The following is a 12,234-nucleotide window of genomic DNA, read 5'->3' as shown; positions in this document are numbered from 1 at the left end:
TTATTGATATCCCGCTGCTTGCAGGCGAAACAAATGAGCATAGCGTCCTCCCGCCTGCAATAATTCTTCGTGAGTTCCCTGTTCTACTACTGTTCCGCCAGATAAAACCATGATTTTGTCTGCCATTCTCACAGTAGAAAAGCGGTGGGAGATCAGAATTGCCATCTGATTTTGAGTTAGCGATCGCAAACGTTCAAAAATTTGAAATTCTGCTTCCGCATCCATAGCGGCTGTGGGTTCGTCTAGAACTAAAATATCTGCTTTATTCCGCATAAAAGCGCGAGACAAAGCTATTTTTTGCCACTGTCCTCCCGATAATTCTTGTCCGCCGCGAAACCATTTACCTAATTGCGTTTGAAAGCTGTCTGGTAATTGTTCGATTAAAGGTAGCGCCATTCCCTTGTCTGCTGCTACTTGCCATAGATCTCTATCTTCAATGCGGGTAACATCACCGACACCAATATTTTCACCTACGGTAAATTGATAGCGAATAAAGTCCTGAAATATTACCCCAATACGTCTTTGTAAAGCTCCTAAATCCCATGCTTGCAAGTCTAAACCGTCAAGTAAAATTCGCCCTTTATCTGGATTATATAATCGAGTCAATAACTTAATTAAGGTCGTTTTACCAGAGCCATTTTCACCAACCATAGCTAATTTTTCTCCGGCTCGAATCCGAAACGAAACATTATTTAAAGCAAGTTTATTACTGCCAGGATAAATAAAGGAGACATTTTCAAATCGAATGCCATCTCTAGGTATTAAACCTTGGGTAGCTTTGCCTTTAGGTAAAGAAATAGGTTGTTCTAAAAATTCGTATAAATTAGATAAATAGAGATTATCTTCATACATTCCGCCAATACTAGTTAAAGTGCTAGAAAAAGTCGTTTGTCCTTGGCGAAAGACCATTAGATACATCGTCATATCACCCAGCGAAAGTCGTCCGGCGATCGCTTCAACAACAATCCAAGCATAGGCAAGATAAAACGCTGCCGTACTCAACAAACTTAATAAATATCCCCACACACCACGCCGTAGAGTTAAATCTCGATCTTCCCCATACAGCCGATTAAAGATCGAACGGTAACGTTCTAACAACATCGCCCCCAACTGGTATAACTTTACTTCCTTAGCAAAGTCTTCGCGAGCGATCAAAGTTTCTAAATAAGTCTGTTCCCTTGTTTCCGGCGCACGCCACCGAAATAGGCGAAAAGCTTGCCCAGCAAATCGCGTCTCAGCAATAAATGCAGGTACGGCTGACAACAACAAGACTATGACTGCCCAGAAAGAAAACTGTAACAACAAGCCACCGTAGGTCACAAGAGAAATCGCATTTTGGACAATACTAAACGTGCTACTCACTAAAGACAACGGACGACTAGAAGCTTCTCTTCTCGCTCTAGTCATCTTGTCGTAAAATTCTGAATCTTCAAAATGGATGAGATCTAAAGTTAACGCCTTCTGCAAAATTAATAGATTGACTTTTTGTCCCAGCAACACTCGCAACAGAGATTGAGATATAGTCAATCCTCTCTGACTTCCTGCGAGTAATGCGACTAAAATCGCTTCAATTCCCAAGTAGCCTAGTGTAATCAGGCGATCGCGTTCTAATCCCGACTGATGGGCTAAAACCACACCATCGACAATTAACTTACCCACATAGGCGATCGCGGCTGGGAGTAAACCCGCTACCACAGTTACAATCGCCAAAACAAAGGTTAGGGCGCGGCTTGTCTGCCAAACTAATCCTACCGCTCTACCTGTATACTGAAACACCTGCGATCCTTGTTTCAATTGTGTCAGCAGTCTTTGCAGGATGTTTCGTGGCTTTGGCATTTTTGGAGTTGGTAATTATTGGTGGTAGAGACGCACAGGTGTGCGCCCCTACTGATGCGATCGCTAATTTTTATGTTCGTAATATTCTGAAATGTGTTCGTAGACGTGTTCTGGAAATTGTAGATCCTTATACACGTTGCCTGCATCAGGATCGTCAGCATTGGGGCAGATCGAAAAATCTTGATGCTGTTGCCATTCTAATATCCGTTCCCGTTTGGGCGGATTGTAGTCTTTGGCTTGTACCTGGTGGTAAAGGCTGCGTGCTTCTGTTTCACTACAGTCTTTATCTTTAGTCAGGTAGTTAATTAATTCTTCTTCACTCAAAAAATGACGCGCCACCATCGCAAACACCAACCTACCGTAGTGTCCGATATCCTCACCTGTGTCTAGGGCATCCAGAAGATGCGCCATCATCCCATTCTTTCGCAATTCTGCCACTGCCATAACTAATCGTTCTCCCGATAACTACTTCTTATATGGTACACATGAACTATATATGTTGTTGGTTGTTGTCTCTCATAAGGGCGGGTTTTGAGAGAAGATTTGTCCTTGAAGCTGTTTATTTGTTTGCTAAACCCATCCCTACGGTTCCTGACAACTGGTCACTGGTCACTGGTCACTGACTTAATGGGAGGTCGCCAGCAAAGGTATGCTAATGGACCCAGCAGTGGTACTAGCGCTATCATCCAAAACAGTTGGGAATTGCTAAGATAACCGCGCCGTGCCATGTCATCACCCAATACAGTTGGGAACAACAAGCAAAATAGACAAAATGCTAAACTCATGCCATTGATAAAGCGATCGCTTAGAAATTGCTGAAGATAATTTCCCCAGTCACCAAAAATAATTCCAAAGCCAAGTAAAGCAAGAGTAAATAAAGTCAGAAACAACCCTGTAATGCGCGAGTCTAACAACTGCAAAAAAGCATCTTTCTGCCCTGTAAACTCTTGATTTGCTTCTCGCAAAGCTAAGTATGGGATTAAACCAATGACCCCCGTGCCTACAGAGGCGATCGCAAAAGGATAAAATGGTAACTTCTGCATTCTGCCATCAAAGAAAAGCACGCAACTGTAGAGAGCAATGCAAACGCCAATTAAAGCAAACAAAGATAAGATAACTGGGTTTACACTTGTCCACTGGAACGTCAATATTTTCATCAACAAATTCAAAGTTTCTTGCCAGTGAATCGGCGGGGCAAGAAACAACACGTAGACGAGAAAACCCGCCCAAATCGTCCATAAAGCAATTTTTCTGTTCATGTCACCACTTGCTGACTCGCTACTGCCGAACTATCCTCTGGTAGAGGCGGATGCACGCACAAATAACCTAAAGAGCCAAATAAAGGAATTAACGCTGTTAACCAAAAAATCACCGAATTATTCATGCCTCTGCGTACCATATCATCCCCTAATAAAGCAGGAAATAAAACACACAGTAAGCAAAAATCCAAACTCATGACATGAATAAAACGGCTAGTTTGCCACTGCTGCAAAAAATCTGCCCAATCTCCTTTACCCAAACCGTATGCAACTAACGCGATCGCAACTATACTCAGAACAATACCCGTGAGCCGTGCATCTAATAACTTGAGAAATAGATTTTTTTGACCTGGGAACGTTGGATTCGGCTGACGTAATGCCAAATAAGGCAATAAAGCAAATGCACCTACACCCATTGATATAGTCGCAAATATCCAAGCAGGAATCTTTTGCCCCCTACCATCAATAAACAGCAAGCAACTGTAAATTAGTGGAAAAACTCCCATCAAATTAAATAGGGAAACAATTAGAGGATTAATTCCCGCCCACTTGCCTGTAGAAAGATTTGTAATTAACTCCAGTGTATTTGGTTGGTCGGGGGGCGCGAATCCGAAAGCGTAAGTAATAAATCCTAGCCACAGCAACCAAAATCCAATCTTTCTGCTCATCATAAGGTAAGTATGTAGAGTAAAAGAACTAAATAACAACTCTACTTTAATTGTGGCGATCGCCCAAGATATTTAGATAGAATCCTCGACTCGCTCTCTTAAATCTTAAAATTGCCCTCTTTTATTCACTTACACCTAAAGGAGGAGTTGTTTATCAGTTGTCAGTTATGCGTGCAGTCACAAAGCGCCCACAACCAAAATCCAGTCATGAGAAAATAGAGGATGTTTATCATTACTTATATTCCTTGAACTATAGTTTAGTAACTTCCTTTCTATGGGGCAAATTACCTTCGCATACTATAGTTAGGATGCCCAATTTAACTAATAAAACTGAACTTTGTGATGTAGAGAGTATTTAGAGCATATTTTGGCGATCGCGCATTAGAATTATTTATATTTTTCCTCGTGGGGTAGGCAGCGCCCACCTTCAGCTCATTTATCTAGAGAGCGTTTGAAACGTACTCTAACAATCGCATATTAGAATTATTTATGGATATAATTGATTAAGTCACTCATGAGTTGTTGACTCACTGCGACATAACATAAAGTGCCAAATTAAGAAGGTTGCTTAAACAAATGCAACATGACTCTATGGTGATGCTTTAGCTGCAAAAGCTTAGTAGAGTTAGGGTTTGATAGATTTAACCAGAACGCCTCAATTTATAAATCTAAAAGCAATTTCATAATTTGAAAAGTGCTTTACTAGCCTTAATAAATCGCTAAATAATTTAATAATGCTTCTATGTGCGAATGCACAAGGACTGAGTTGATTTTTATTCGCAATAAGTTATTTTTATTGCATTTAGCGATTGAATTGCGCTATTAAAACTACACCTCAATACGGTATCTAGTGAATTTAATTACAGTAGTTTCTCTTCGGCTTCATGTCGAGGGAGATTTCGTTTGTCTGTACTGTTTTGCTAATTCAGATTAATCACAACGGATTAGCTAATTGGAGGATTTAGTAAAGTAAATGGCAACTAAATTTCCCAAATTTAGCCAAGATCTCGCACAAGACCCGACCACTCGTCGGATATGGTATGGGATTGCTACCGCCCACGACTTTGAAAGCCACGATGGAATGACTGAAGAAAATCTTTATCAAAAGATTTTTGCTACACACTTCGGTCACATTGCCATCATCTTTCTTTGGGCATCCAGCCTTCTATTCCACGTAGCTTGGCAAGGAAATTTTGAGCAGTGGATAAAAGATCCGCTGCACGTCCGTCCCATTGCCCACGCAATTTGGGACCCTCAATTCGGTAAAGCCGCAGTTGATGCTTTTACCCAAGGTGGGGCAAGCTATCCCGTCGATATTTCCTACTCTGGTGTTTATCACTGGTGGTACACCATCGGGATGCGGACGAATAACGACCTCTATATGGGTTCGGTGTTCCTACTCGTGCTAGCTTCAGTATTCTTGCTAGCTGGCTGGTTGCACTTACAGCCCAAATTCCGCCCAGGACTCGCTTGGTTTAAGAGTGCGGAGTCTCGCCTGAACCATCACCTAGCGGGATTGTTTGGCGTTAGCTCCTTAGCTTGGACAGGACACCTGGTTCACGTTGCAATTCCCGAAGCTCGCGGTCAGCACGTCGGTTGGAGTAACTTTCTGACTACACCTCCCCATCCAGAAGGTCTAACGCCCTTCTTTACGGGGAAATGGGCGGCTTATGCTGCTAACCCTGATACTGCCAATCATGTCTTTGGAACCTCTCAGGGTGCGGGTACGGCGATCTTGACCTTTTTGGGTGGCTTCCACCCTCAAACTCAGTCTTTGTGGCTGACGGATATCGCTCATCATCATTTGGCGATCGCGGTATTATTCATCGTTGCCGGACACATGTACCGTACCAACTTCGGTATCGGTCACAGCATCAAGGAGATGATGAATGCCAAAACCTTCTTTGGTGTTTCAGTAGAAGGTCCGTTCAATATGCCTCACCAAGGCATTTACGACACCTACAATAACTCTCTCCACTTCCAGCTCGGCTGGCACTTAGCTTGCTTAGGGGTCATCACCTCGCTGGTGGCACAACACATGTATTCCCTGCCTCCCTACGCATTCATGGCGCAGGACTACACGACCCAGGCAGCGTTATACACTCATCACCAGTACATTGCTGGATTCATCATGCTGGGGGCTTTTGCTCACGGCGCGATCTTCTGGGTACGGGACTACGACCCAGAACAGAATAAGGGCAATGTCTTAGAGCGCGTCCTGAAGCACAAAGAGGCGATTATCTCTCACCTGTCTTGGGTATCGCTGTTCTTGGGCTTCCATACCCTCAGTCTTTACGTTCACAACGATGTAGTGGTTGCCTTTGGAACTCCTGAAAAGCAAATTCTGATCGAACCCGTGTTCGCACAGTTCATTCAGGCTGCTCACGGTAAGGTTCTGTACGGCTTCGATACTTTGTTGTCTAATCCAGATAGTATCGCTTCGACAGCTTGGCCCAACCACGGGAATGTCTGGTTGCCTGGTTGGTTAGGTGCGATCAATGCTGGTACAAACTCTTTGTTCTTGACTATTGGTCCTGGTGACTTCTTAGTCCACCACGCATTTGCTCTCGCTTTGCATACAACCACGTTGGTATTAGTTAAAGGTGCGTTGGATGCCCGTGGTTCCAAGCTGATGCCCGACAAAAAAGACTTCGGCTATGCCTTCCCTTGTGATGGTCCTGGTCGGGGTGGCACTTGCGATATCTCCGCTTGGGACTCCTTCTACCTGGCTGCGTTCTGGATGCTCAACACGATTGGTTGGGTGACGTTCTACTGGCATTGGAAGCATCTAGGAATTTGGCAAGGCAATGTGGCTCAGTTCAACGAGTCTTCGACATACCTGATGGGTTGGTTGCGCGATTACCTGTGGCTATATTCAGCTCAGTTAATTAACGGCTATAACCCCTATGGCATGAATAACCTGTCTGTCTGGTCTTGGATGTTCCTGTTGGGACACTTAGTATGGGCAACTGGTTTCATGTTCCTGATTTCTTGGCGCGGTTACTGGCAAGAGTTGATCGAAACTTTGGTCTGGGCGCACGAGCGGACACCTCTAGCAAACCTGATTCGCTGGAAAGACAAGCCTGTGGCTCTATCAATCGTTCAAGCTCGCGTTGTGGGGTTAGCTCACTTTGCAGTTGGCTACGTTCTCACTTATGCTGCTTTCGTAATTGCTTCGACTGCTGGTAAGTTTGGTTAATCGGGCGTAGGGTGGGCAATGCCCACCCTACATAAAATGTCTATTGTTCGCGAACGATCGCATCCCGGCTGGCGTTGTAAAGAAAACGAAAATAACTAGATGAGTTGAGATTTTTTCTTCATAAATGAAGCTACAAAATGAGTTGCTGAGATGGTTCTTATTTTCTAAAACCCTTTTGCAGTTAAGTTTTAGTTTTTGAAAAACAATATGTAAAGTAATAAAACACAAAACGTTTTTTATCTTGTAGTCAGGACAATTTAAATTTTATCAAATCAGATTAAATTGGATTTTGAGTCTGTTAGGATACTTGCCAAAGACAACGACGATCGCTCTTTTGCAGAGGCGATCGCGCCTCTAAAACGAACCATTAACAATGCTATGCAGTTCATAAAAAGTGACAGAACAAAAAGCGAAATTAACATGAGGCGGTTATTATTTACACTAGCGATCGCCTTTGTAATTTGGAGCAGTACAATTCCTACGGCTTCTGCGGCTAATAGCACTCTCGTACCTTGTAGCAAATCGCCAGCTTTTCAGGCGCGGATGAAAAATGCTCCTGATACCTATTACTTCAATAAGCCATTTAAGGCTTACGCAAAATACGAACTTTGCGGCACGGATGGTTTACCTCATTTGCCACTCGATCGCTTAGATCGAGCTACTGATGTTTTAGTTCCCATCGGTCTATTTTTGTACGTTGCTGGTTTTATCGGCTGGAGCGGTCGTTCTTATCTCCGTGCTACTAAATTAGCTAGCGACCCCGAAATGAAAGAAATTTTTATCGATTTACCGTTGGCATTGCAGTCTATATCGAAAGCTGTTCTTTGGCCTCTTTTAGCACTGCAAGAGTTCTTGAGTGGTGACTTGACTGCTAGAGATGAGGAAATTCCAATCTCACCACGATAGCCGAATTAGTTAAGTTGAACTAGTTCAAAACTTTGTGTCGCACTATTCGCAATCTCACATTAGGAAAATAGCCATGCAACATGTGTTTAAATATCTCACTCTTGCTCCTGTAATAGCAACTTTTACAATGGTTGCTCTTTCGGTAGTGCTAATTATGTTGCAAATTTGGTTTCCAGGTTTGCAGTATGGCACGTATTTTAAGCCTACTCCCTAATAGTCATCGATCGTCGGTCATTAGCAATTTAAATGTAAGGTGGGCAATGCCCACCCTACTAAATAAGCTTATAATATTTTTCTTCTATTTGACTAGAAGTTAAGTTTTTGCTGTAAATAAAACTATTCGCGACTACAATAAAAATGCCTCTAGGTTAGTAGAGGCAGGATTTAATTTATCACTGAGGAATGATAAATTAAAACCCAGGCAACAAATTTTTCCCTTTCATTTTAGAGTATCAACAAAGAATAGAAATATATAAGGTCTTGTTACAATTTTAAACACTAATTGGATTGAAAAATACAGATGTTCTTTTATTGAATATTGAGTCTTATTTGGCAGTATTTTGAATTGGTTTTGCTAGCTAATATAAGTTAAATATATAATGCTATCTTCAAGAGCGATCGCTTGAATCATAATATTTTGATAAAGCAAAAGATTGAGTTCGATTAAAGCTAATTATTATGAATGCTACTATTACTAACTCAATCAATTGTAGGCGCTTTTCTGGTAGGGTAGGCATTGCCCACCCTACATTTAAATTTCACGAATCAAACAGGGTTGGTAGTTGCCCCTCGAGTATCGATCGCCAGCGATCGCACCTCAGCATCAATCCCTTGTTGTTGCCAAGCTGTCTGCATTGCCGTTGCTACAGCCGCCGCCTTTGCAGTTTCCGTCAACGCGAGTAAAGTTGGTCCCGCGCCACTAATAACCATTCCGTAGGCTCCAGCAGCTAAAGCAGCATTTTGTACGGCTTCATAACCTGAAATCAGTCTTTGACGGTATGGTTGATGCAGTCGATCTTGCAAAGCTGCACCGATCCATTCTCCATTACCTGTTGCTAAACCCCGCAGTAGTAGTCCTAAATGTGCTGTATTAAAAATTGCATCGGCGCGACTCACCTGAGTTGGTAAAACCCGTCGCGCTTCAGATGTCGATAGCTCAAAATCAGGAATGGCAACTACAGGTACGACATTTTCTTGCCACGGAATATCGCAAATTTGCCAATTTGACTGGCTGTCGCTAGCCGCTAGCCGACAGCCACCTAGCAAGGCTGGTACGACATTATCAGGATGTCCTTCCATTGCGATCGCTAAATTCATCACCTCAGCTTGACTTAAAGGCGTACCTGCTAATTGATTTGCACCTACGAAACCACCAACGATTGCAGTAGCCGAACTCCCCAAACCCCGCGCCAAAGGTACGCCTAATTCAATTTCAATTGCTACTGCTGGCGGCGATTGCTTGATGTGTTGATACAGTCTCAAAAAAGCCTGGTATAGTAAATTACTCTCATCTGTCTTAACTTTGGCGGCTTCTGTACCTGTAACTGTTATACTCAGTTTGCCTACTTCCAAGCGGGAAAACTTGAACCGATTGTATAAAGTTAATGCTGCACCAATACAATCAAACCCTGGTCCTAGATTTGCCGTGGTAGCAGGAACGGTGACGGTAATATGAGATTCGGACATTGAAATAATTTACTCTTGATGCCCTTAGAGGAGGGTGTGTACTAGAAATAGTTAACAGTTAGAGGCATTGATGTTTAAAATTGGTGACTTTTCTAAACTTAGTCGCGTATCCATCAAAGCGCTACGCCTCTATGACGAAATGGGGCTTTTGAAACCAATCCAAGTAGACCAGTTTACCAGCTATCGCTACTACTGTGCTAGCCAATTACCTAGATTAAATCGGATTTTGGCTCTGAAAGATTTAGGGTTTTCCTTACCGGAATTCAATTTCCAGTGTCAAAAGTTGCTACTAGCTAATCCGAGTGCCATTTTCTACAGGTAAGTTTGGTTCTAGTAAAACTACTCCTTGATTATTAGGAACTGCCCCTAATATTAAGACTTCCGACTTAACGCCTGCTACTTTTTTCGCTGGGAAGTTAACGACAGCAATAATTTGCTTACCGATGAGTTCGGCTTTAGAATAGTTATCGGTAATCTGCGCCGAACTCATTTTTTGTCCCAACTCACCAAAGTCAATTGTCAAGATATAAGCAGGTTTTCTCGCTTTTAAATTATCCTCAACATCAAGAATTGTCCCAACTCGCATATCGACTTTGAGAAAGTCATCAAAAGTAATCTCTGCGATCGCTGTTTCGTTAACATTCATAATCAAATTTACGTCATCAAAATTAACCGCATTGGATCTAGCCTAATATACCAGGGAAACGATCGCCCTTTCAGCATCTCCCACTTTTCCTTAAAAACTTCTGCTTGCAAGTGATAATCGCTAGAGTGGGTTGGCTGTTGGTACAACTTGAGATATACAGTCATACGATGGGGAGTTTCGCTGGTTTGGGCTAAAAAACAAGGAAAAGTATTTTCTCGGTTTGATTCAGTCGTAAAAACAATTTGATGAGCGCGAATTCCTACATATTTTAATTGTTTAGAGATAGATTCTGTGACTTGTAAATCTACTCCCCAATCTGTTGCTTTTACCATTCCATTGACAGCAATCTCGGCACGAGAAAAATTTTTACATCCAGTTAATTGAGCTACGCTGTAAGTTTGAGGACGTTCAAATATATCGTGTTTGGACCCGCTAGCGATCGCAATTCCTTTTTCTATGACTAATAAATTTTGACAAACTCGATAAGCTTCTTCTAAATTATGACTGACAAACAGAGTTACACCTTGATAATTAGACAAAGTGGAAATTAATTGCTGTTCTAGTTGACTGCGTAAATGAGTATCTAAAGCTGAAAACGGTTCGTCCAATAACAACGCTTCTGGTTGACTAGCTAAAGCCCGTGCTAAAGCGACTCGCTGTTGTTGTCCGCCAGAGAGTTGATGGGGATAACGATTAGCACAACCATGTAGTTGCATTGATATAAGTTGAGTTTCTACGACTTGGATAATTTGTTTTTTTGGCGTAGCTTTCGGTAAACCAAAGGCAATATTTTGTCCTACTGTGAGGTGAGGAAATAAAGCGTAGTTCTGAAACAGAAAACCAATTTTGCGATCGCGTGTGGCAAGATTAATTTGGCGTTGAGAATCAAATAGCACCCGCCCATTTAACTCAATTTTACCAGCATTAGGCGTTTCAATCCCTGCCAGACAGCGCAAAATCATGCTTTTACCTGCGCCAGAAGCTCCCAAAAGTCCTAATGGGCGATCGTCATTACTAAAAGTTACATTCAAATCAAATTCTGCTAATTGTTTTTGAATATTTACAAATAACTTTGATTCGGTAATTGGTAATTGGTAATTGGTAATTGGTAATTGGTAGTTGGTAGTTGACTCTTCTTGCCTCTTGCCTCTTGCCTCTTGCCTCTTGCCTCTTGATTGCTGCCAATAATTTACTGCTACAATCCCAGATAGCGAAATTGTCATGATGACTAGCGCCCATATCCAAGCTTCCTGCATCGAGCCGCTTTCAACTGAGAAGTAAATAGCCATCGGAATAGTTTGCGTTTGTCCTGGGATATTACCTGCTAACATTAATGTTGCACCAAATTCTCCTAACGCGCGGGCAAAAGCTAGCGTCGCACCACTAATAATCCCAGGAATTGCTAAAGGAAAGCTGACACGCCAGAAAACAGTCCATTCAGAAGCACCTAATGTTCTTGCTACACGGATTAAATTTGCGTCGATTTGTTCAAATGCTCCCAAGGTAGTCTTGTACATTAATGGAAAGGCTACTACTGTAGCGGTGATGACGGCTGCATACCAGGTGAAGACAATATTGAGATTAAAGGCGGCTAAAAATTGTCCGAGTATGCCGTATTTTCCAAATAGTACTAGTAATAAAAAACCTACTACTGTTGGTGGTAAAATGAGAGGTAAGATGAATATTCCCTCAATTATCGATCGCCACTTACCTCGATACCCTAGCATCCAATAGGCGGTGATAATTCCTAGAAAGAAAGTAATAGTTGTGGCAATTAAAGAGGTTTTTAGAGAAATCCATAGAGGGGAAATGTCATTGAACATTTATCTTTCTCTGGCGGTAAGTTTGGCGATTCTCTTTGCATCTTTGTAGGAAGCAAAATAGTATCTTACAATCTATTTTGGAATGACACCTATTTCTCTATAGCGATCGCAACTCAGTTGTGATTTTAAGATTGTAAACCAACTAAAATATATGTAGCAGTCCTATTTGCTACATGTAACTCAAGCTTAGGATAGGAAGTAATAGATCGCG

The 12,234-nt window shown here is 42.1% G+C and carries 10 protein-coding genes and 1 pseudogene; 4 read left to right on the top strand and 7 right to left on the bottom strand.

The annotated features are described in order from the left end of the window. The 4 genes from H6G17_RS18460 to H6G17_RS18445 all read right to left on the bottom strand — a co-directional run bounded on the left by H6G17_RS18460 (position 1) and on the right by H6G17_RS18445 (position 3,763). Positions 1–1,836, bottom strand: a complete 1,836-nt coding sequence (locus H6G17_RS18460; RefSeq protein WP_192159602.1) for an ABC transporter ATP-binding protein — start codon at positions 1,834–1,836, stop codon at positions 1–3. A gap of 63 nt (positions 1,837–1,899) precedes the next feature. Continuing rightward, a complete protein-coding gene (locus tag H6G17_RS18455; RefSeq protein ID WP_192159600.1) occupies positions 1,900–2,280 on the bottom strand; it encodes a hypothetical protein in 381 nt (126 codons plus the stop codon). A 158-nt stretch (positions 2,281–2,438) separates the two neighbouring features. Next, entirely contained in the window at positions 2,439–3,095 is a 657-nt protein-coding gene (locus tag H6G17_RS18450; RefSeq protein WP_192159598.1) for a hypothetical protein, read from the bottom strand. Beyond that, positions 3,092–3,763 carry a DUF2834 domain-containing protein gene (locus tag H6G17_RS18445; RefSeq protein ID WP_192159705.1) on the bottom strand — a complete coding sequence of 224 codons (672 nt, stop codon included), beginning with the start codon at positions 3,761–3,763 and terminating at the stop codon, positions 3,092–3,094. Before H6G17_RS18445 ends, H6G17_RS18450 begins: the two co-directional genes overlap by 4 nt. Positions 3,764–4,736: 973 nt before the next feature. Here H6G17_RS18445 and psaB point away from each other — a divergent pair. The 3 genes from psaB (at position 4,737) to H6G17_RS18430 (ending at position 8,082) form a co-directional block, all read left to right on the top strand. Continuing rightward, positions 4,737–6,962, top strand: a complete 2,226-nt coding sequence (gene psaB, locus H6G17_RS18440) for a photosystem I core protein PsaB (RefSeq protein ID WP_192159596.1) — start codon at positions 4,737–4,739, stop codon at positions 6,960–6,962. Positions 6,963–7,382: 420 nt separating this feature from the next. Next, positions 7,383–7,868, top strand: a complete 486-nt coding sequence (locus H6G17_RS18435; RefSeq protein WP_192159703.1) for a Photosystem I reaction center subunit III — start codon at positions 7,383–7,385, stop codon at positions 7,866–7,868. 73 nt (positions 7,869–7,941) lie between these two features. Beyond that, a complete protein-coding gene (locus tag H6G17_RS18430) occupies positions 7,942–8,082 on the top strand; it encodes a photosystem I reaction center subunit IX (RefSeq protein ID WP_192159594.1) in 141 nt (46 codons plus the stop codon). Between the two features lie 551 nt (positions 8,083–8,633). On the opposite strand, the gene thrB is transcribed toward H6G17_RS18430, so the two are convergent. Next, a complete protein-coding gene (thrB, locus tag H6G17_RS18425; RefSeq protein ID WP_192159592.1) occupies positions 8,634–9,554 on the bottom strand; it encodes a homoserine kinase in 921 nt (306 codons plus the stop codon). Positions 9,555–9,624: 70 nt separating this feature from the next. Between thrB and H6G17_RS18420 the strand changes: the two are divergent. Beyond that, positions 9,625–9,810: pseudogene (locus tag H6G17_RS18420) on the top strand (MerR family transcriptional regulator); the annotation flags it as partial. A gap of 33 nt (positions 9,811–9,843) precedes the next feature. Here the strand turns inward: H6G17_RS18420 and H6G17_RS18415 are convergent. Further along, positions 9,844–10,200 (bottom strand): tRNA-binding protein, encoded by a 357-nt coding sequence (locus H6G17_RS18415; protein WP_192159588.1) that lies wholly within the window; start codon positions 10,198–10,200, stop codon positions 9,844–9,846. Positions 10,201–10,208: 8 nt separating this feature from the next. Then, entirely contained in the window at positions 10,209–12,023 is a 1,815-nt protein-coding gene (gene modB, locus H6G17_RS18410; RefSeq protein ID WP_192159586.1) for a molybdate ABC transporter permease subunit, read from the bottom strand. Positions 12,024–12,234: the final 211 nt, after the last annotated feature.

This window comes from Chroococcidiopsis sp. [FACHB-1243], from assembly GCF_014696895.1.
Classification (GTDB): Bacteria; Cyanobacteriota; Cyanobacteriia; order Cyanobacteriales; family Chroococcidiopsidaceae; genus Chroococcidiopsis.
This window is presented reverse-complemented; position numbering and strand designations above follow the sequence as displayed.